General features: G+C 65.7%; 21 protein-coding genes. 6 read left to right on the top strand and 15 right to left on the bottom strand.

Annotation, left to right across the window (positions count from 1 at the left end; translation table 11 throughout):
- Nucleotides 1-137 precede the first annotated feature (137 nt).
- Nucleotides 138-356, top strand: a complete 219-nt coding sequence (locus CWS35_RS15255; protein ID WP_024580621.1) for a hypothetical protein — start codon at nucleotides 138-140, stop codon at nucleotides 354-356.
- A gap of 49 nt (nucleotides 357-405) precedes the next feature.
- On the opposite strand, the gene CWS35_RS15250 is transcribed toward CWS35_RS15255, so the two are convergent.
- Both CWS35_RS15250 and CWS35_RS15245 read right to left on the bottom strand, forming a co-directional pair.
- Nucleotides 406-3,588 (bottom strand): efflux RND transporter permease subunit, encoded by a 3,183-nt coding sequence (locus CWS35_RS15250; RefSeq protein ID WP_100952371.1) that lies wholly within the window; start codon nucleotides 3,586-3,588, stop codon nucleotides 406-408.
- A 23-nt stretch (nucleotides 3,589-3,611) separates the two neighbouring features.
- Nucleotides 3,612-4,856, bottom strand: coding sequence for an efflux RND transporter periplasmic adaptor subunit (locus tag CWS35_RS15245; protein WP_100952370.1), 1,245 nt, complete (start codon nucleotides 4,854-4,856; stop codon nucleotides 3,612-3,614).
- 204 nt (nucleotides 4,857-5,060) lie between these two features.
- On the opposite strand from CWS35_RS15245, the gene CWS35_RS15240 reads away from it, so the two are divergent.
- Nucleotides 5,061-5,660 carry a TetR/AcrR family transcriptional regulator gene (locus tag CWS35_RS15240; protein ID WP_024580618.1) on the top strand — a complete coding sequence of 200 codons (600 nt, stop codon included), beginning with the start codon at nucleotides 5,061-5,063 and terminating at the stop codon, nucleotides 5,658-5,660.
- 67 nt (nucleotides 5,661-5,727) lie between these two features.
- Here the strand turns inward: CWS35_RS15240 and CWS35_RS15235 are convergent, their stop codons facing one another.
- From CWS35_RS15235 to phnG, 9 genes are read right to left on the bottom strand one after another with little or no spacing between them, the layout of a single operon-like run.
- Nucleotides 5,728-6,339 (bottom strand): pyridoxamine 5'-phosphate oxidase family protein, encoded by a 612-nt coding sequence (locus tag CWS35_RS15235; RefSeq protein WP_024580617.1) that lies wholly within the window; start codon nucleotides 6,337-6,339, stop codon nucleotides 5,728-5,730.
- 20 nt (nucleotides 6,340-6,359) lie between these two features.
- Nucleotides 6,360-6,956 (bottom strand): phosphonate metabolism protein/1,5-bisphosphokinase (PRPP-forming) PhnN, encoded by a 597-nt coding sequence (gene phnN / locus CWS35_RS15230; RefSeq protein WP_100952369.1) that lies wholly within the window; start codon nucleotides 6,954-6,956, stop codon nucleotides 6,360-6,362.
- Nucleotides 6,953-8,107 (bottom strand): alpha-D-ribose 1-methylphosphonate 5-triphosphate diphosphatase, encoded by a 1,155-nt coding sequence (locus CWS35_RS15225; RefSeq protein ID WP_024580615.1) that lies wholly within the window; start codon nucleotides 8,105-8,107, stop codon nucleotides 6,953-6,955. Before CWS35_RS15225 ends, phnN begins: the two co-directional genes overlap by 4 nt.
- A gap of 13 nt (nucleotides 8,108-8,120) precedes the next feature.
- A complete protein-coding gene (gene phnL / locus CWS35_RS15220) occupies nucleotides 8,121-8,819 on the bottom strand; it encodes a phosphonate C-P lyase system protein PhnL (RefSeq protein WP_168226334.1) in 699 nt (232 codons plus the stop codon).
- 8 nt (nucleotides 8,820-8,827) lie between these two features.
- The gene (gene phnK / locus CWS35_RS15215) at nucleotides 8,828-9,625 is read right to left on the bottom strand and encodes a phosphonate C-P lyase system protein PhnK (RefSeq protein ID WP_024580613.1); all 798 of its coding nucleotides are present in this window, start codon (nucleotides 9,623-9,625) and stop codon (nucleotides 8,828-8,830) included.
- Nucleotides 9,618-10,502, bottom strand: a complete 885-nt coding sequence (locus CWS35_RS15210) for an alpha-D-ribose 1-methylphosphonate 5-phosphate C-P-lyase PhnJ (RefSeq protein WP_024580612.1) — start codon at nucleotides 10,500-10,502, stop codon at nucleotides 9,618-9,620. The genes phnK and CWS35_RS15210 overlap by 8 nt, the downstream gene beginning before the upstream one ends.
- Nucleotides 10,499-11,602 carry a carbon-phosphorus lyase complex subunit PhnI gene (locus CWS35_RS15205; RefSeq protein ID WP_100952367.1) on the bottom strand — a complete coding sequence of 368 codons (1,104 nt, stop codon included), beginning with the start codon at nucleotides 11,600-11,602 and terminating at the stop codon, nucleotides 10,499-10,501. Before CWS35_RS15205 ends, CWS35_RS15210 begins: the two co-directional genes overlap by 4 nt.
- Nucleotides 11,603-11,605: 3 nt before the next feature.
- Nucleotides 11,606-12,214, bottom strand: coding sequence for a phosphonate C-P lyase system protein PhnH (gene phnH / locus CWS35_RS15200; protein WP_168226333.1), 609 nt, complete (start codon nucleotides 12,212-12,214; stop codon nucleotides 11,606-11,608).
- Between the two features lie 4 nt (nucleotides 12,215-12,218).
- Complete coding sequence (phnG, locus tag CWS35_RS15195; protein ID WP_100956378.1) at nucleotides 12,219-12,680, bottom strand: phosphonate C-P lyase system protein PhnG; 462 nt, start codon at nucleotides 12,678-12,680, stop codon at nucleotides 12,219-12,221.
- 115 nt (nucleotides 12,681-12,795) lie between these two features.
- Here phnG and phnF point away from each other — a divergent pair, with 115 nt between their 5' ends.
- On the top strand, nucleotides 12,796-13,521 hold the full coding sequence (phnF, locus tag CWS35_RS15190) for a phosphonate metabolism transcriptional regulator PhnF (RefSeq protein ID WP_024580608.1): 726 nt from the start codon (nucleotides 12,796-12,798) through the stop codon (nucleotides 13,519-13,521).
- Nucleotides 13,522-13,711: 190 nt separating this feature from the next.
- Here phnF and phnE (CWS35_RS15185) read toward each other — a convergent pair whose 3' ends face one another.
- The 4 genes from phnE (CWS35_RS15185) to phnC form a co-directional block, all read right to left on the bottom strand.
- Nucleotides 13,712-14,560 carry a phosphonate ABC transporter, permease protein PhnE gene (gene phnE / locus CWS35_RS15185; RefSeq protein ID WP_024580607.1) on the bottom strand — a complete coding sequence of 283 codons (849 nt, stop codon included), beginning with the start codon at nucleotides 14,558-14,560 and terminating at the stop codon, nucleotides 13,712-13,714.
- On the bottom strand, nucleotides 14,557-15,441 hold the full coding sequence (gene phnE / locus CWS35_RS15180) for a phosphonate ABC transporter, permease protein PhnE (protein WP_100952365.1): 885 nt from the start codon (nucleotides 15,439-15,441) through the stop codon (nucleotides 14,557-14,559). The genes phnE (CWS35_RS15185) and phnE (CWS35_RS15180) overlap by 4 nt, the downstream gene beginning before the upstream one ends.
- Nucleotides 15,442-15,522: 81 nt before the next feature.
- A complete protein-coding gene (gene phnD, locus CWS35_RS15175; protein ID WP_024580605.1) occupies nucleotides 15,523-16,455 on the bottom strand; it encodes a phosphonate ABC transporter substrate-binding protein in 933 nt (310 codons plus the stop codon).
- A 77-nt stretch (nucleotides 16,456-16,532) separates the two neighbouring features.
- Entirely contained in the window at nucleotides 16,533-17,348 is an 816-nt protein-coding gene (gene phnC, locus CWS35_RS15170; RefSeq protein WP_100952364.1) for a phosphonate ABC transporter ATP-binding protein, read from the bottom strand.
- 211 nt (nucleotides 17,349-17,559) lie between these two features.
- On the opposite strand from phnC, the gene CWS35_RS15165 reads away from it, so the two are divergent.
- The 3 genes from CWS35_RS15165 to CWS35_RS15155 are packed head-to-tail and all read left to right on the top strand — an operon-like array spanning nucleotide 17,560 to nucleotide 20,107.
- Nucleotides 17,560-18,225 (top strand): chloramphenicol acetyltransferase, encoded by a 666-nt coding sequence (locus CWS35_RS15165; RefSeq protein ID WP_024580603.1) that lies wholly within the window; start codon nucleotides 17,560-17,562, stop codon nucleotides 18,223-18,225.
- Nucleotides 18,222-19,394, top strand: coding sequence for an alpha-D-ribose 1-methylphosphonate 5-triphosphate diphosphatase (locus CWS35_RS15160; RefSeq protein WP_100952363.1), 1,173 nt, complete (start codon nucleotides 18,222-18,224; stop codon nucleotides 19,392-19,394). The genes CWS35_RS15165 and CWS35_RS15160 overlap by 4 nt, the downstream gene beginning before the upstream one ends.
- A gap of 20 nt (nucleotides 19,395-19,414) precedes the next feature.
- Nucleotides 19,415-20,107 carry a DUF1045 domain-containing protein gene (locus CWS35_RS15155; RefSeq protein ID WP_100952362.1) on the top strand — a complete coding sequence of 231 codons (693 nt, stop codon included), beginning with the start codon at nucleotides 19,415-19,417 and terminating at the stop codon, nucleotides 20,105-20,107.
- The last annotated feature ends 68 nt before the right edge of the window (nucleotides 20,108-20,175 follow it).

Here is a 20,175-nt window from a genome sequence, read left to right as displayed (position 1 = left end):
AAAAAATTGAATTATTCCAATGACACGGCGATGTGACGAGGCGTCCACATAAATCGAAATCCTGACTCGTTGTGGTCGTACGAAATTCATCTGCGCTCTGTATCTGGCACGCAGAAATTCCTGGAGTGCCTAGACCAATGAGCGAAGAACTCGAACTCAGACCAGATCAGTGGGATGCGTTGAAAGCGTTGCGGGCGCCCGCAGCAAACCCCTCGCGGCTGAACCGCTTTGCCGTCGAAAGCCTGATCACGCTCGGCTATGTCGCGGTGCGAGGCGACTCGTTTGAACTCACACCCGCGGGCCGCAAGGTGCTGGTCCGCGGTTCGTCACAATTGCTGCTCGATATCGCAGCCTGATTCCTTCAAACTGACACGAGACTGACAGAAGGGAAAAACACACGCGGCATCATGCCGCGTGTGTTTTTCCAGGGATGGTCGCCTCGCCGTGCTGCGTCAACGGCTTCATACCGGTGAGGCTGCGCAGCAGAACGTAGAACACGGGCGTCAGGAACAGACCGAAGATCGTGACGCCGATCATGCCGGAGAATACCGCGACGCCCATCGCGCGCCGCATCTCCGAGCCCGCGCCAGTCGAGAGCACCAGCGGCAGCACGCCCATGATGAACGCCATCGACGTCATCAGGATCGGCCGCAACCGCAGCCGGCTCGCCTCGATCGCGGCCCTGATCGGTGAGCGCCCGGCGAATTCGAGCTCGCGTGCGAATTCGACGATCAGGATGGCGTTCTTGGCCGACAATCCGACCAGCACGATCAGGCCGATCTGGGTGAAGACGTTGTTGTCGCCCTTCGACAGCCAGACCCCGAACATCGCGGCCAACAGGCCCATCGGCACGATCATGATGATCGAGAGCGGCAGCGCCAGGCTCTCATAGAGCGCGGCGAGCACCAGGAACACCAAGAGGATCGCGAGCGGGAATACCCAGAGCCCGGAATTGCCGGCGATGAACTCCTGATAGGTCAGGTCGGTCCATTCGAAGGCGAAGCCCGGCGGCAGCACCTCCGCCGCGATCCGGGTTGCCGCCTCCTGCGCCTGGCCGGAGGAAAAGCCCGGCGCCGCGGCGGCGTTGATGTCGGATGACAGGAAGCCGTTGTAGCGGATCGCGCGCTCCGGACCCGCGCTCTGGCGGACCTTCAGCAAGGCCGACAGCGGCACCATGTCGCCGGACGACGAACGCACCTTCAACTGCCTGATGTCGTCGGCACGCGCGCGGAACGGCGCGTCGGCCTGCACATAGACCGAATAGGTGCGGCCGAATTTGTTGAAGTCGTTGACATAGTAGGAGCCGAGGTAGATTTGCAGCGTGTTGAACACCTCCGTCACGGGCACGCCGAGCTGCAATGCCTTGGTACGGTCGATGTCGGCGAACAGCTGCGGCACGTTGACCTGGAAGCTCGAGAACGCGCCAGCGATCTCCGGCGTCTTCTGTATCGCAGCCATGAACGCCTTGGTCGCGTCGTTCAACGCCTCATAGCCGAGGCCGGCGCGATCCTCGATCTGCAACTTGAAGCCACCGATGGTGCCGAGGCCGTTGACCGGCGGCGGCGGGAACATCGCGATGAAGGCATCCTGGATCCCTGCATACTTCTTGTTCAACGCCGCCGCGATCGCCGGCCCGGAGAGCGACGGGTCCTTGCGTTCATCGAACGGCTTCAAGGTCGAGAACACGATGCCGGCGTTGGAGGAGTTGGTGAAGCCGGAGATCGACAGGCCGGGGAACGCCACCGAGCTTTCGACGCCGGGCTGGGTCAGCGCGATGTCGCTCATCTTGCGGATCACCTCCTCGGTGCGGTCGAGCGTCGCGCCGTCGGGCAGCCGGGCGAAGCCGACCAGATATTGCTTGTCCTGACCCGGCACGAAGCCGCTCGGCACCTGCTTGAACAGCACGCCGGTGACCCCGACGAGCAGCACGTAGAGCCCGATCACGACGGCCTTGCCGTAGATCACCTTGGTGACGGTGCGGCCGTAGTTCTCGGATGACTTGGTGAAGACCTTGTTGAAGCCCCGGAAGAACCAGCCCAGCGACCTTTCCATGATCCGGGTCAGCCAGTCCTTCGGCTCGTGATGCCCCTTCAGCAGCAGCGCCGACAGCGCCGGCGACAACGTCAGCGAGTTGATCGCCGAGATCACGGTGGAGATCGCAATCGTCAGCGCGAACTGCTTGTAGAACTGCCCGGTGAGGCCGGAGATGAAGGCCAGCGGCACGAACACCGCGATCAGGACCAGCGCGATCGCGATGATCGGGCCCGACACCTCGCGCATCGCCTGATTGGTGGCATCGCGCGGCGACAGGCCGGATTCGATGTTGCGTTCGACATTCTCGACCACGACGATGGCGTCGTCGACCACGATGCCGATCGCCAGCACCAGGCCGAACAGGCTGAGCGCGTTGATCGAGAAGCCGAACACATGCATCACCGCGAACGTGCCGACGATCGACACCGGAACCGCGATCAAGGGGATGATCGAGGCGCGCCAGGTTTGCAGGAACAGGATCACCACCAGCACCACCAGCACGATGGCCTCGAGCAGCGTGTGGACCACGGCCTCGATCGAGGAGCGCACGAATTGCGTGGGATCGTAGACGATCTGGTACGACACGCCTTCCGGCATGTTCTTCTTGATCTCGGCCATCGTCGCGCGGACATGGTCGGAGATCTCCAGCGCGTTCGATCCCGGCGCCTGGAAGATCGGGATCGCGACCGCCTGCTTGTTGTCGAGCAGCGAGCGCAGGCCATATTCGGAGGCGCCGAGCTCGATCCGGGCGACGTCGCGCAGCCGCACCACCTCGCCGGCCGAGCCGGTCTTGACCACGATGTCGCCGAACTGCTCCTCGGTCGACAGCCGGCCCTCGGCATTGACCGAGAGCTGGAGGTCGAGGCCCTTGACGCTCGGCGAGGAACCGACCACGCCGGCGGCCGCCTCGACGTTCTGCGCCTGGATCGCGCGCACAACGTCGCTCGCGGTCAGCGCATGCTCGGCGGCCTTCTGCGGGTCGACCCAGACCCGCATCGAATAGTCGCCGGCGCCATAGAGCTGGACGTCGCCGACGCCGTCGATCCGCGCCAGCCGGTCCTTGACGTTGAGCACCGCGTAATTGCGCAGATACGTCATGTCGTAGCGGTTGTTCGGCGACAGCAGATGCACGACCATGGTGAGGTCGGGCGAGCTCTTCTTGGTGATGATGCCGAGCTGGCGCACCACGGCCGGCAGGCGCGGCTCGGCCTGCTGCACGCGGTTCTGTACCAGCTGGGTCGCCTTGTCGGGGTCGGTGCCGAGCCGGAACGTCACCGTCAGCGTCATCGCGCCGTCGGTGGTCGCCTGGCTCGACATATAGAGCATGCCCTCGACGCCGTTGATCTGCTCCTCGATCGGCGTCGCGACGGTCTCCGCGATCACCTTCGGATTGGCGCCGGGATAGGTCGCGCGCACCACCACCGAGGGCGGCACCACGTCGGGATATTCCGAGATCGGCATCGCCAGCAGCGAGATCAGGCCGGCCAGGAAGATCAGGATTGATAGCACACCGGCAAAGATCGGCCGGTCGATGAAGAATTTTGAGAGATTCATGGCTCCGCCCCCGCGCGCAGCGCCTAGCGCCGCACGACGTGCTGGTTGGTTTCAGTGGATGCCTGCTGCATGCCGCGGGCGCCCATCTCGGCGACTTCCATCTTCAGAAGTGCGCCGGGACGCACGCGCTGTAGGCCGTTGACGACGATGCGGTCGCCGGATTTCAGGCCGGCGGTGACGATCCGCAGGCCATCGACCGAGCCGCCGAGCGTGACGGAACGATAGACCGCGCGGCTGTCGTCGCCGACCAGCATCACGAACTTCTTGTCCTGGTCGGTGCCGACGGCACGCTCGTCGATCAGCACCAGCGTCTGCTGCTTGGGCTGGCCCATGCGGACACGGGCGAACTGTCCCGGAATCAACCGGCCGTCGTCGTTCCTGAACACGGCGCGGACACGGATGGTGCCGCTCTGTCCGTTGACCTGGTTGTCGATCAGCTGGATGTGGCCCTTGGCGCTGAGGCCGCCCGAGGTGACCATGTCGACCGGGATCTGGTCCAGATTGCCGCGCTTGCCGGAAGCATCCGCGATCGAGTTCAACGCCCGCAGCACGACCTCCTCATCGGCGTCGAAGCTCGCATAGATCGGATTGACCGAGACCAGCGAGGTCAGCACCGGCGAAGACGTCCCTGCCGCGACCAGGTTGCCGACCGTGACCTCGATCCGGCCGACCCGTCCGTCGACCGGGGCGCGGACCTCGGTGTAGTCGAGGTTGAGCTTGGCGGTTTGCAGGGCGGCTTCGGCGGCCTTGACGTTGGCGATCGCCTCGCGATTGGCATTGTCGCGCTGGTCGAAATCGCGCTTGGTGACGATGTTGTTGCCGACCAGTTGCGCGCCGCGCTCGACTTCGCTGGTGGTGAACACGACGCGGGCCTTGGCCGCTTCGAGCTGGGCCTGGGCGCGGTCGACCTCGGCCGCATAGGGCGCGGGGTCGATCTTGAACAGGATGTCGCCGGACTTCACCAGCGCACCCTCGGTGAAGTTGGTCGACAGGATCGCTCCCGCCACCCGCGGCCTGAGCTGGACCCGGTCGACGGCCTCGAGCCGGCCCGAGAAGTCATCGAACAAGGTGGTCGGGCGTGGCTGGATCACGGCGACGGTCACCGGGACCGCCGGTTCAGGGGCGGCAGTAGCAGCCGTCGCCTGCGCAGCATGAAAATAATGGCCCGTCGCGATCGAACCGGCGACGGCGACGACGCCGAGGATCACGATACCGCCGGCGACGCGTCGGAAGCGGCCGGAACGGGGATTTTGGGTTGACGAAGGCATTCACGCGCTCCACATATCTGTAGTGTTCGCTACAGATGTGGAGCTGGACGCCCGTCCGCAAGATACTTATGTATCGAGCACTATGAATTTATTATCTCATTCGTGGGGAAATGGGAAGACGCGGAAAAACATCACGTGCAACAAGAGGATAAGCCAGGGATAATCCGTCACAGAAACGGTACCCGGCTTACGGAGTAACGAAAAATGGGAATGGGACGCCCCCGCGCCTTCGACGCGGATGCCGCTTTGGACCGGGCCATGGACGTGTTCTGGCGCCACGGTTACGAAGGTGCGACGATCGCGCAACTCACCGAGGCGATGAGCATCAATCCGCCCAGCCTCTACGCCGCCTTTGGCAGCAAGGAGGGCCTGCTGAAGGCTGCGCTCGACCGCTACACCGAAAAACGTGACGCCTGGATGGACAGGGTGGTCGATGCCCCGACCGCGCACGAAGTGGCCGAGCGATTTCTGATGGAGCATGCGGACGCCCAGACCGACCCCGCCAACCCGCCCGGCTGTCTGCTGGTCCAGGGCGGTCTGGCCTGCGGCACGGGCTCTGAAAATGTTCCGTTCGAGCTGGCGGCACGTCGCACCCGGACCGAAGATCAGCTGCGCGAACGCTTTGTCCGCGCCAAGGCCCAAAATGACCTGGGCGAGAACGTCGATCCAGCCACGCTTGCGCGCTATCTGTCCGCGGTGACATCGGGGATGTGCGTGATGGCCTCCTCGGGTGCGGACCGCGAGGCGCTGCGCGAGATCGCGGCGGTGTCGCTGAAGGCGTTCGAGGAGCAGACGAAGGTCTGATCGCAACTTCAACGCAGCCGTTGCAAGTCACTCGCCCCGCGAAGAGCGGAGCGAGTGAGACGAGATGTCACCACATCGTCTGCCGCGCGCGCTCCGGCCATTCGCGATCATATTTCTCGCCGCCGACCGTGTGCTCGCTCATCTCGGCAAGGATCTGGCCGGGCGTCGGCAATGCCGTCGGATCGATCCGTTTGTCCGGGTTCCAGAGGTCGGAGCGCACGATCGCGCGGGCACACTGGAAGTAGATCTCGTCCACCGTCATCACGATCACCGTGCGCGGCGCCTTGCCTTCCATCTTGAAGGAGGCGAGCAGTTCCGGCTCGGCCGTGACATAGGCGCGGCCGTTGACGCGCAGCGTGCTGCCCGAGCCCGGAATCAGGAACAGCAATCCGACGCGGGGATCGCGAACGATGTTGCGCAGCGAATCGCAACGGTTGTTGCCGCGGCGATCCGGCATCATCAGCGTCTTCGCATCATGGATGCGCACGAAGCCCGGCAGGTCGCCGCGCGGCGAGCAGTCGAGCCCCTCCGGGCCCGAGGTCGCAAGCGACACGAACGGCGATTTCTCGATGAGCACACGGTAGAGCGGCGTCACGTGATCGGCGACCTTCACGGTCGACGCGTCGTTCGGAAAGCCGTAGATCGCCTCAAGCTGCTCGATCGTCTCGATCACCGACACAGTGCCGTTCTCCTTTGCTGCTAACAATCCCAGCGCTCACCCCTGATGACGCGGACCAGCTGTCGCGCGTGATAGTCGGCGCTGCCTGAATTGACGATGGTGAAATCGGGCGTGGACGCGCTCTCGTCGACGGTGCGGGCCAGCCGTCGCTCGAGCTTGCCGTCGCTGCTGCGCGCCCGCGCGGCCAGTCGCGCCGCGAGCACCTCCGGCGGCGCCGTGATCGAGACCACGATCGGATTGGCATAGTTGCGCCGTGCCGACGCGATCACGGTGCGTGAGACATTGGCGATCACGGTGTGCCCGGCGCGGATCGCGTCGTTGATTGCGTTGGACAGCGCATAACGGTGCCCGTGCGCGTCCCAGTGCATGGCGTAGCCGCCGGCCAAGGCCGCGCGCTGGAACTCCTCGGGACTGACCTGCTCATTGTCTTCCGCCGCCGAGGCCTCGCGCGTGATCAGCCGGCGCGCGAAGATGATGCTGCGGTCATCGGCGCAAGCCGCCTTGGCGAGGCCCAGAAGCGTGTCCTTGCCGGCACCACTCGGACCGACCACCAGGATCAACCGGCCCGGGCCGATCGTGGTCGAACTCTGCGCGGCGACGGCAGAGAGTTCGGTCATGCGACCCTTGCTCCCTCGCGCCAGACGCTGCGCACCACCGGCAGCTCGCGCGCCACATGCACGCGGATCAGATCGGCGCGCCGGCCGACTGCGATCTCGCCGCGATCCGACAGACCGACCGCCTCGGCCGGCGTCTTGGTCACGGTGCGGACCGCGGACGCCAGATCGATCGCCGGCACATGCCGCGGCAGTTGCAGCGCCGCCATCAACAGGCTCGACGGGATGTAATCCGACGACAGGATATCCAGCATGCCCTCGTTAGCGAGATCGACGGCCGCGATATTGCCGGAGTGCGAACCACCGCGCACCACGTTCGGCGCACCCATCAGGATGGCGATGCCGGCCGCGTGCAATCCGCGCGCAGCCTCCATCGTGGTCGGGAATTCCGCGACCGCGACCTTGTCGTTGATGGCGTCGACCACATTTTCCTCAGTGGTGTCGTCATGGCTCGCCAGCGGAATACCGTGTTCATGCGCCAGCGCGACGATGGCGCGCATGTTCGGCGCGGCGTATTGCTTCTGATAGGCAAAGCGGCGCGCGAACAACACGTCGAGCTGGGCGTCGGTCATGCCGCCGCCCTTGCCGCGGTAGTAGTCGCGCAGCTTGACCTCGTCGCGGAACTGGCGCTGGCCCGGCGTATGATCCATCAACGACATCAGCCGCACGTCGGGCCGGTCGATCAGCTCTTTCGCCTCGGCAACGACGTCAGGCATCGGCACCTCACAGCGCAGATGCAGGAAGTGATCGGCGCGCAGCAGATTTTCCTCGCGGGCAGCGGAGATCGCCGCCGCCAGCACGCCGGCGCGGCCGTCGACGTCCTCGGCGCCGTCCTCGCGCCAGACCCGTAGCGAATCGAGCACCGTGGTGATGCCCGAGGTCGCGAGCTGCCCGTCATAGGAGATCACGGCAGCGACCGGATTCCAGAACACCTTGGGCCGCGGCACGTAGTGCATCTCGAGATGGTCGGTGTGCAGCTCGATCAGCCCGGGCATCACGAGGTCGCCGGCAGCGTCCTCGGCGGCCTCGGGTGCCCTGCCCTCGCCGAACTCGGCGATCCTGCCGTCAGCAATCGCAACCCAGCCCTGCTCGATCACGCGATCGGCGAGGACCAGCCGGGCGTTGCCGATGATGGTGTCTTGCTTGGCGGTCATTTCCAACGGTCCTTCAGGCAGCAGCGGCGAACGAGGTCACATCGACGATGCGATCGGCAATCAGATGACGGATTTCGTCGTCATGGACAATCGCAACCATCGCGACGCCCTTAGTTTTCTTCTCCGCGACCAGTTCGACCACCACGGCGCGATTCGCCGCATCGAGCGATGCGGTCGGTTCGTCGAGCAGTAGGATCGGCAAATCCGAGATGAAACCGCGCGCGATGTTGACGCGCTGCTGCTCGCCGCCGGAGAAGGTCGAGGGCGGCAGGGTCCATAGCCGCTCCGGAATGTTGAGCCGGCGCAGCAGTTTGCCGGCGCGTTCGCGGGCCTCCTCGCGCGTCACGCCATTGGCGATCAGGGGCTCGGCGACGACGTCGATCGTCGCCACCCGCGGCACGGCACGCAGGAACTGGCTGACATAGCCGATCGTGGAGCGGCGGATGCTCAGCACCTGGCGCGGCTCGGCGATGGCAAGATCGATCACCTTGCCATGGTGGCGGATGCCGATCCGGCCGCTGTCGCAGCGGTAATTGCCGAAGATCATCTTCAGGATGGAGGATTTGCCGGCACCCGACGGGCCCGACAGCACCACGCATTCGCCTGCGACGACGTGGAACGACACGTCGCGTACCACGGGCAGCTCCACACCACCTTGCAGATGCATGGTGAAGGTCTTCTCGGCGTTGGCAAGTTCGATCATCGCGGTCATTGGCAAGCTCATGGCGGCAGAATCGAGGAAACGAGCAGCTGGGTGTAGGGCTCGCGCGGATCGTCGAGCACCTGGTCGGTGAGACCGGTCTCGATGACGCGGCCGCCCTTCATCACCATCACGCGGTGCGACAGCAGGCGCGCCACCGCGAGATCGTGGGTCACGACGATGGCGGCCAGGCCAAGCTCGCTGACCAAATTGCGCATCAGGTCGAGCAGGCGCGCCTGCACCGAGACGTCGAGGCCGCCGGTCGGCTCGTCCATGAACACCAGCCGCGGCTCGGTGACGAGATTGCGGGCGATCTGCAACCGCTGCCGCATGCCGCCGGAATAGGTCTTCGGTGCATCGTCGATGCGACCGACATCGATCTCGACCCGCTCCAGCCAGGTCGAAGCGGTGTCGCGGATACGACCGTAGTGGTTCCAGCCGACCGCCATCAGCCGTTCGCCGACATTGGCGCCGGCCGAGACGCCCATGCGCAGTCCCTGCGCGGGGTCCTGATGCACGAAGCCCCAATCGGTGCGGAACAGGAAGCGCCGCTCCGCCTCGCCGAGCTCGGCGAGATCGCGCAACACGCCGTCGCGCATCCGGTAGGACACCCGCCCCGCGCTCGGCGCGAGCTGCGCCGAGAGCAGTTGCAGCAAGGTCGACTTGCCCGAACCGGATTCGCCGACGATCGCCAGCACCTCGCCGGGATAGAGCGCGAACGAGACGTCGCGGCAGGCCGGCAGCCGGCCGTAGTTCTTGGCAAGCCCCTCGGCCACCAGCAGCGGCTGGTCGTTGTCGAGGCTCGAGAGCTCAGACATGCGCCTTCTCCTTGTGCGGTGCTGCGCTCTCGGTGCCGCGATGGCCGGCGGCCTGGCGCTGCTCGCAGAAGTCGGTATCGGAGCAGACGAACATCCGGCCGCCCTTGTCGTCGGTGACGATCTCGTCGAGATAGGAGTTGTCGGCGCCGCACAGCGCACAGGGCGCGTTGAAGCGGTAGCGCGTGAACGGGTGATCCTCGAAATCCAGCGACACCACGGTCGTATAGGGCGGGATCGCGTAGATGCGCTTCTCGCGGCCGGCGCCGAACAGTTGCAAGGCCGCGCAATTGTCCATCTTCGGATTGTCGAATTTCGGCGTCGGCGACGGGTCCATCACGTAGCGCGCATTCACCTTCACCGGGTAGGCGTAGGCGGTCGCGATGTGGCCGAAGCGCGCGATGTCCTCGTACAGCTTGACGTGCATCAACCCGTATTCGGCGAGCGCGTGCATGCGCCGCGTCTCGGTCTCGCGCGGCTCGAGGAAGCGCAGCGGCTCGGGGATCGGCACCTGATAGACCATCACCTGCCCGGCATGCAGCGTCGCCTCGGGAATCCGGTGCCGGGTCTGGATCACGGTCGCGTCCGCGGTCGAGGTCGTGGTCGCGACGCCGGCGGTCTTGCCGAAGAACTTGCGGATCGAGATCGCGTTGGTGGTGTCGTCCGAGCCCTGGTCGATCACCTTCAGCACGTCGTCGGGGCCGAGGATCGCGGCCGTCACCTGCACGCCGCCGGTGCCCCAACCATAGGGCATCGGCATCTCACGGCTGGCGAACGGCACCTGGTAGCCGGGAATGGCGATCGCCTTCAGGATCGCGCGGCGGATCATCCGCTTGGTCTGCTCGTCGAGATAGGCGAAATTGTACGTCGGCGCGTTCATTCCGCGGCCTCCTGGAGTTCGACCGCCTGATTGGCCTCGGCGAATTCCTGCCGCAGCTTGCGCAACAGGCCGAGCTCGGACTGGAAGTCGACGTAATGCGGCAGCTTGAGATGCTCGACGAAGCCGGTCGACTGCACATTGTCGGAGTGCGACATCACGAACTCCTCGTCCTGTGCCGGCGCTGCCGCCTCTTCGCCGAGTTCGCGTGCCCGCAACGCGCGATCGACCAGTGCCATCGACATGGTCTTGCGCTCGCTCTGCCCGAAGGCCAGGCCATAGCCACGGGTGAAGCACGGTGCCTCGGTGGTCGAGCCCTTGAACTGGTTGACCATCTGGCACTCGGTCAGTTCGATCGAGCCGAGCGGCACGGCAAAGCCTGCGTCCTCGGCGAAGAACTCGACCTCGACCTCGCCGAAGCGGATTTCTCCGGCGAAGGGATGGTTGCGGCCGTAGCCACGCTGCGTCGAGTAGCCCAGCGCGAGCAGGAAGCCCTCGTCGCCGCGCGCCAGGTTCTGCATGCGCAGATCGCGATCCGCCGGGAAGTTCAACGGCTCGCGGGTGAGGTCGCCGACCGGCGCGTCGGCCTCGGCCTGCGGCGAGGATTCGATCAGCCCGTCGCGGCCGAGGATGTCGGTCACGCGCGGCGTCGCGGCCTGCGAGGCCTCCGCGGTCTCCGGCTGCTCCGGCACAAAACCTTCCGCGAGCTGCGGATCGAGCAGGCGGTGGGTGTAGTCGAAGGTCGGCCCCAGGATCTGGCCGCCCGGAACGTCCTTGAAGGTCGAGGAGATGCGTCGCTGCACCCGCATCTCGCCGGTGTTGACCGGCTCGGTGGCACCGAAGCGCGGCAGCGTGGCGCGGAAGGCGCGCGCCAGGAAGATCGCCTCGATCATGTCGCCGCGCGCCTGCTTGATCGCGAGCGCCGCGAGCTCGCGGTCATAGAGCGAGCCCTCGGTCATCACGCGGTCGACACCGAGCGCGAGCTGCTCGGAGATCTGCGCCAGCGTCACCTCTGGCACATCGCGATCGCCACGCCGCTCATGCGCGAGCAGCCGATGGGCGTTCTCGATGGCGCGTTCGCCTCCCTTGACGGCTACATACATCGCTCACACTCCGCTTGCGATCAGCCGCGTGGTGCGCGGGATCGCCACAATGGCATCGTCATGGACCAGCACGACATCGATGCCGCGCGGGAACAGGGCTTCGTTGATCGCAAGCCGGCCGAACAGATCGTGCGGCTTGATCATCGCTTGCAGCACCGCGCTGCCGTCGATGCCGGGTCCCTCGAGCTCGAAGGCCGGGCCCTGCGTCAGGCTGTCGACTTGCAGGATCAGCGTCGTCGACCGGTCAGGATATTCACTGCTGCCGAACGCGAAACGCTCCAGCGCCGGCAGGTTCGCCGCATCGCCGATCAGCGCGAAGCTTGCGATCGAAGCATCCGCGACCACCGGCGCGCTGGCATGAAATTTCAGCCAGCGGGCGACATCGGGCGTCGCAGCCATCGCGGCGTCGAGCCAGATCGGCGTGTCGTGGTCGAACAGCGTCAGCGCGATCGCTGCCGCGCCGCGCATCAGGCCGGTCGGCGTGCCGACATCAGCGGCGACGCGCTGCACGCTGCCCGGGCGCGCCATCGCGTCCATCACGGAACGAAAGGTTGATTGCGCCGACAGCACCTTGTCGGCAAAGCCTGCGGGCATTTCGGCAATCGTCGTCATTGCATCATCCCTCACCGCGCACCATCGTGTAGAAATCGACCCGTGTCGCCGCGGTCTCGGCGGCCTTGCGGCTGCGCTCGGCATTCATGGCGGCGCGCAGCGGCGCGATCACCTTGGCCTCGACCTCGCCGGACAATTCCGCCGACTGCACCATGGCGTCGCACAGCGCGATCATCCGTGCCTTCTCGGCATCGCGGCCGAGCGTGTAGCCGAAGCCGACCTCGCCGCTCGCGATTCGCACCGCCGCGCGCGACACCGTCGCCTCGCCGAGATTGAACGGCGCGCCGTCGCCGCCGATCCGCCCGCGCACCATCACGAGGCCGTTCTCGGGCTCGCGCAGGTTCTCATGCGCGGGCACCGCGATCGCTGCCAGCCGGCCGGCGATGTCGGCCGCGGCGGCATGCGCCAGCACCGTCATCGCGGCCTTGCGCTGGGTCTGTCTGCTGTCTGGTCCGGTCGAACTCATGTGCAACCCTTGGGCAACCTTGCTCGCATCAAGTTGTCTATGATAATAGACAACTTGATAGCCGAGCGCCATGACTGTTTCGTGACAAATCGACGATTTCTGGTATCACCGCGCCATGAGCATGCAGGAAAGTTCCGGCGTCGCCTTGTGGCGGCAGGTCGCTGACGGCATCGAGCGCGGCATCGCCGACGGCCGCTTCGCCGCCGGCGAAAAGCTGCCGGGCGAGATGGAGATCGCCGAGACTTACCGGGTCAACCGCCACACCGTGCGGCGCGCGCTCGCTGCATTGGCGGAGCGCGGCCTGGTGCGCGCCGAGCGCGGCAGCGGCACCTATGTCGAGGCGCAGCGCCTGGCCTATCCGTTGCGCTCACGCACCAGGTTTTCCGAGATCGTCGGCGCCGGCGGCCACGAGCCGCGCGGCCAGCTGATCGATGCCGGCGAAGACACTGCCAATCGCGAGATCGCGCGCGAGCTCGGCCTGAAGATCGGCGCGCCGCTGATCCGGATCGAGGCCGTGCGCCTCGCCGACCGGACGCCGATCTGCGTATCCACCACCTGGCTGTCGGCCGAGCGGTTTCCCGATGCCGGCAACGTGTTCGCCAGCGTTCGCTCGATGACGAAGCTGCTCGGGCACTACGGCGTCAGGGATTACCGGCGGGCCGCGACCCGAATCACCGCAGCGATCGCCGACGCCACCGACGCCGCGCGGCTTGATCTGCCGCTGGGACGTCCGGTGCTGGTGGTCGATGCCACCGACGTCGACATGTTGAATCAGCCGCTGGTGACCAAGCGTTCGCGGTTCGCCGCCGAGCGTGTCGAGTTCTTGGTCGAGAACGGCTGAGTCTGCCGCCACACTAACGGCTCACCTCTCCCCTTGTGGGAGAGGTCGGATCGCATCGGCAGATGCGATCCGGGTGAGGGGTATGTCTCCGCGAACACATCGGCTTCTGAGCTCGCGGAAGGATACCCCTCATCCGGCGCTTCGCGCCACCTTCTCCCACAGGGGGAGAAGGACTGAGCGCGTGCGGCAACTACGCCACCGCGCGCTGGCCGATGATCGCGAAGCGCAGCTTGCTCGAGATGAAGTCGATCACGGCGACCGCGATCAGGATCATCAGGATCAGGAACGACACCTTCTGCCATTCCAGCACGCGGATCTGCTCGGCGAGCTGCAAGCCGATGCCGCCAGCGCCGACGATGCCGATGATGGTGGCCGAGCGCGTGTTCGACTCGATGAAGTAGAGCACCTGCCCGGCGATCACCGGCAACACCTGCGGCAACAGGCCGAATCGGATTTCGTGCAACGCGTTGCCGCCGGAGGCCCTGATACCCTCGACCTGCTTGCGGTCCGCCGCCTCGATCGCTTCCGAGAACAGTTTTCCGAACGCGCCGAAGTCCGACACCATGATCGCCAGCACGCCGGCGAACGGGCCGAGGCCGACGACGTTGATCCAGACCAGCGCCCAGATCAGCGTATCGACGCCGCGGATCGAATCCAGGAAGCGGCGCACCGGAAAGCGGATCAGGTTCGAGGGGATGATGTTGCGCGCCGCCAGCAGGCTGACCGGCAGCGCCAGCACCGCCGCAAGCGTCGTGCCGAGCAGCGCGATCGACAGCGTCTCGCCGAGCGCCTGCATGTAGAGCGGAAATGACGAACCGGGATTCGGCGGGATCATCATCATGGTGATCCAGCCGAGCTGGCTGAGGCCCGAGATCAACCTCGACGGCGAGAAGTCGAGATCGACCAGCCCGAACACGAAAATTGCGAGGGCGCCGAGAATCATCGCCGGCATCGCCAGCCGCGCCGAGGCGGGCCGCTCGAACACGCCGGGATATTTCGCCCGAAGCTCGCCCGCATCGGGCCGCGGCATCTGGCTCATCGGCGGGTCTCCTTGCCGAACAGCCGGCCGCGCAGCCAGCCGGTCGAGATGTCGATGATGAAGACGGTGACGATGATGGTGACGAGGATGGCGCTGACGTCGGAATAATAGAACTTGCGGATCGCGACCACGAGCTCCTGGCCGATGCCGCCGGCGCCGACGAAGCCCATCACCGAGGCCTCGCGGACATTGATCTCGAACCGCAACAGCGCATAGCTGGCATAACCGGCCGAGACCTGCGGCAGCACGGCAAAGCGCATGCAGGACAGCCAGCTCGCGCCGGTCGAGCGGATGCCTTCGACCGGCTTCATGTCGGCATTCTCGACGATTTCGGCAAACAACTTGCCGAGCGCGCCGGTCGAGTGGATCGCGATCGCGAGTACGCCGGCCATCGGCCCGAGACCGAACGCGATCACGAAGATCAGCGCGAACACGATGCCGGGTACGGTACGGGCGAATTCAAGCAGGCGGCGGATGATGAAGCGCACCCATGGTCCGGGTGAGGTGTTCTGCGCGGCGAAGAAATTCAGCGCAAAGGCGAACACGGCGCCGGTCAGCGTGCCGACATAGCTGATCAGGATCGTCTCGCCGAGCATCCTCAGCCATTTGTGCCAACCCCAGAACCATTCGACGGGATCGGTCCAGACCCGCGCGCCCGAGTCGAGCGTGAGGATGCGGTCGAAATAGCTGACGAAGTTGCCGAAATAGGTGAACAGCGTGCGCAAATTCACCTCTGCGCCGATTGCGGCGATGACCAGGACCACGCAGAACACCGCGGCGGCCAACGCGCCTCTCAGCCGCTTGCGCGCGACGGCCTTGCGGTACGTGTCTTCCAGCACGGCGAGTTGCTGCGCGGGAAGAATGGATACGGCGGTTGCCATGATGCTGGTCAGTCGAAGCTGGAGGTTGAAACGGAAAGAGCCGGGTCATGAAACCCGGCTCCGAGTGTCTCCGTGGTGCGATCAGCTCGCCTTCTTGCGCAGCCTGTCGACGAACTTGATCAGCTCGATCGTGCTGTCCCAATCCTTGGTCGTGGCGGGGTGAAAGCCCTTCTTCTGGCCGTCGGAGAGACGGTCGAAGGCGGCCTTGTCCTTGGTCGGCGCGTCGAAGAAGGCCTTGGCGATCGCCGCCTTCAGGTCTTCCGGAAGGTCCGCGTTGTAGGCGTAGGGGCCGTTGATGATCGGCGACGACTTGTTGATGATGCGGAAGTCTTCCTTCTTCATCGCCGAGCCATCGGCGTTCTTCAGCATGCCCTTGGTCAGCATCTGCGCGAGCGTCGAGTCGTCGTCGTTGGTCCACTGGTTGGCCGCAATGTCGACGGTGCCCTGCGCCAGCGCCAGCACGGCGTTCTCGTGGCTGCCGGTGAACACCACCTTGCCGAAGAAGCCCTCGGCATCGTGGATGCCCATCTTGTCGAGCTCGAAGCGCGGCACGTTGTTGCCCGAGGTCGAGTTCGGATCGACCAGGCCGAGGTTCTTGCCCTTCAGGTCTTCCACCTTCTTGTAGGGGCTCGAAGCCTTGACGTAGAACACCGAATAGTAGCCGGTCGAACCGTCGGCGTTCATGTCGTTGGCGAACGCGTCGGTCTTGACGCCGGTCAGGCGGGCCCGGGCGAACGAGGCCGAGCCGTAGCTGGCGATCTGGATGTTGCCGGCGCGCTGGCCCTCGATCACCGCCGCGTAGTCGTTGGCGATGCGAAGCGTGACTTTCGTGCCGAGCTCCTTCGACAGATAGGCCACGAACGGCGTCCAGCGCTCGGTGACGCCGGAGGCGTTCTCGGCCGGCACGACGGCGAAGGTGAGCTCCGGATACTTTGCCTTCCAGTCCTGCGCGGACGCCGAGCCGGTGAGCGCGAGCGCGGCAGCGCCGGCCAGAATGATGCGACGAGTGATCATGACTACCCCTGTTGCTTGTAGTTGCACCTGTTGGCCGGGCAAAATGCCCGGCCTCCCAGATTGAAAATGCGCGACGCTCAGGCCGCGGCTGCGGTGCCGAGTGCCGGAGCGGTTGCACCGTCGGGCGCGGGCAGCGGCTCCGCACCGATGACGTCATTGGCCTCGAGGTCATAGAGCTCTCGGGCGATATGATCGGTGAGCGCCGCAGGGGCGCCGTCGAACACCACGCGGCCCGCCGCCATGCCGACCAGCCGGTCGCAATAGGTCCGCGCCAGGTCGAGCGAGTGCAGATTGCAGAGCACCGTGATGCCGAAGTGCTTGTTGATGCGCAGCAGCGCGTCCATCACGATCTTGGTGTTGCGCGGATCGAGCGAGGCGATCGGCTCGTCGGCGAGGATGATGTCGGGTTCCTGCACCAGCGCGCGGGCGATCGCGACGCGCTGCTGCTGGCCGCCGGAGAGCTGGTCGGCGCGCTGCGCCGCGAGCTGGGCGATGTCGAACTGCTCGAGCGCGGACAGCGCCAGCGCCCTGTCCTGCTCCGGCCAGACCTGCGCCAGCGAACGCCACGACGGAATCTGGGCGAGCCGGCCCATCAGCACGTTGGTCAAGACGTCGAGACGACCGACCAGATTGAACTGCTGGAAGATCATCGCCGAGCGTGCCCGCCACTGCCGCAGCGCCTTGCCGCGCAGCGCGGTCACATCTGTGCCTTCGAACAGGATACGGCCGGAGGTCGGATCGGCGAGGCGGTTGATCATCCGCAGCAGCGTCGACTTGCCGGCACCGGAGCGGCCGATCACGCCGACAAAGCTGCCCGGCGCAATCGAGAAAGACGCGTTGTCGACCGCGGCTTTTGCACCGAAACGGCACGTCAAACCTTCCACCACCAGCATGTAATGCTCCAACCGCGTCACGTTGGGCCATCGCTATCCCCGGCGTTTTACAGTTATGTGACGCTTGCGCTGCGGTGCGGCGATCGTTCACACCCGTCTTTGTCGGCGCCTTGCCGTCATCGCGACGTCATGATGTTGTCATCAAGCATCCCGATGACGAGCGCGCTTCTCCCCGAACGCCAACGATTTGCAAGATTTTGCGGAGGCCCTGATGGCCGGAAAAACACTCTCGGTTGTACCGACGATCGACCCGACTGCGTCGGTTCGCGAGAGCAAGCTCGGCAGATACACCGAGGTCGGCGCGCGCACGATCCTGCTTGAAGTCAGCATGGATGACTATTCCTACGTCGTGAACGACAGCCAGATCACCTACACGTCGATCGGCAAGTTCTGTTCGATCGCGGCGATGACCCGGATCAATCCCGGCAACCACCCGATGCATCGCGCGACTCAGGCGCATTTCACCTACCGCGCCAGCGCGTATTTTCCCGGAGAGAGCGACGACGCCGACTTCTTCAACTGGCGACGTGCGCACCACGTGCATATCGGCCATGACGTCTGGATCGGTCATGGCGCGATCGTGCTCGCTGGACGGAACGTCGGAACCGGCGCGGTCGTCGCCGCCGGTGCGATCGTCACCAGGGACGTGCCCGCCTACACCATCGTTGCCGGCAATCCGGCGCGGCCGGTCAAGCGACGATTTTCCGAGGACGTCGCGGATCGCCTCGCCGCACTCGCGTGGTGGGACTGGGATCACGAGACACTTCGTCGTGTTCTGCCCGACTTTCGCAAGCTCGCGGTCGAGGAATTCCTCGACAAGTACGAGGCCGAAGCCGTATCTCAATCACGAACAGAACAACGGAGCGCGACATCGTGACGGACATTTTCATCGAGGGCGGGCGCGCGCTGGTTGACGGCGCATTCGTGGAGACCTCGCTGCGCACCGCGGGCCGCGACATCGGCGCGCTCGACGCCGAACAGGGACGCGCCGCACTCCACATCGACGCAAGCGGCCTGCTGGTGCTGCCCGGAATCATCGACCTGCACGGCGATGCGTTCGAACGGCAGATGATGCCGCGCCCGAGTGTCGACTTTCCAACCGACGTGGCACTGATCGACAGCGACCGGCAGGCGATCGCCAACGGCATCACCACCGTGTTCCACGGCACGACCTGGTCGTGGGAGCCCGGCCTGCGCAGCGCGGAGAACGCGCGCAAGCTGCTCGATGCGATCGAGCTGCTGCGGCCGCAGCTCGCCGCCGACACGCGCTTCCATCTGCGTCACGAGACCCACAATCTCGAAGCGGAGGGTGAGATTACGCGGTGGCTCGGCGAAGGCCGCATCGACCTGTTCGCCTTCAACGACCACAGCACCGTCAAGCCGAAGAAGCGTAACCAGCTCGCCGAGCGCGCCGGGCTCTCGGTCGAGGCCATCAACGAGATGCTCGACCGGGTGGTCGCGCGCCGTCCCGAGGTACCCGCCTCGATCGCGCGGCTGGCCGCCGCGGCGCGCGCAGCCGATATCCGTATGCTCTCGCATGACGACAACAGCCCGGCGATGCGTCAGGAGTTTCGCGCGCTCGGCGCCACGATCGCCGAATTCCCCGTCAATGAAGAGACCGCGCGCGATGCCGCCGCGGCCGGCGACTTCATCGTGTTCGGCGCGCCCAACGTGGTGCGTGGCGGCAGCCACACCGGCTGGACCAAGGCATCCGACATGATCGCGCAGGGGCTCTGCTCGGTGCTGGCGTCGGACTACTATTATCCGGCGCAGTTGCTCGCCGCGTTCCGCCTCGCCGCTGACGGTATCGTGCCGCTCGCGGCAGCCTGGAATTTGATCTCGTCGGCGCCGGCACGCGCGGCAGGGCTCGCCGACCGCGGCGTGCTTGCCGCGGGCCGCCGTGCCGACATCATCATCGTCGAGGACAAGGTGCCGCTGCGGCCGCGCATCGTCGCCGTGATCGCGGCCGGACGGCTGGTGCATCTGGCGGATGCGAGCTGCCTCGTTCACTCGGTCGCACCGCGCAAGACGGTTGCGGCGGCGTAACCCGGCTCTATTCTGCTGCCATGGCCAACGCTCCGCGCTACGCGATCTACTATGCGCCGTCGTCCGACAGCGCCCTGCACCGCTTCGGTTCGACGCTGCTCGGTTACGATGCGGCATCGGGCGACGACCTGCCGTTTCCCGACGGCGTCACGCCCGACTGGCGCGAGGTGACGCAGGACCCGCGCAAGTACGGCTTCCACGCCACCTTGAAGGCGCCGACCGCGCTCGCCGAGGGCAGGACCGAGACTGGGCTGCTCGATGCCTGTGGCGCCTTTGCCGGCCGCGCGCGGCGCATCCCTGTGATCGAACCGGTGGTCGATGCCATCAGCGGCTTCATTGCGGTGATCCCGGGCAGCCGCTCGGACGATCTGCAACAGCTCGCCGCTGACTGCGTCACCGAATTCGACGCGTTCCGCGCGCCATTGTCGGCAGCCGATCGCGCCCGGCGCAAACCCGAACGGCTCACCGCGCGGCAATGCGACCATCTCGACCAATGGGGCTACCCTTACGTCATGGAGGAATTCCGCTTTCACATGACGCTGACGGGACGGCTGAGCGACGAGCGGCGCGGCCCGATCGTGGCCCAGCTGCGCGAACGGTTCGCCGCGATCGACCTCGCAAGGCTCCCCATCGACCGCATCGCGCTGTTCAAGCAGGCCGATAGCGCGTCGCGCTTCCGGATCATCGGTAGCTGGCCGCTGCGAGCCGCCTAGAGCCTTTCCCGTCCCGATGGAGTCGGGACGGGGTTCTAGGTTCTCGTCTTGACGTTTTCTTCACGCGA

Source organism: Bradyrhizobium sp. SK17 (assembly GCF_002831585.1).
Taxonomy (GTDB): Bacteria; Pseudomonadota; Alphaproteobacteria; order Rhizobiales; family Xanthobacteraceae; genus Bradyrhizobium.
The sequence above is the reverse complement of the archived record's forward strand: the minus strand, read 5'-3'. Positions and strand labels throughout refer to the sequence as shown.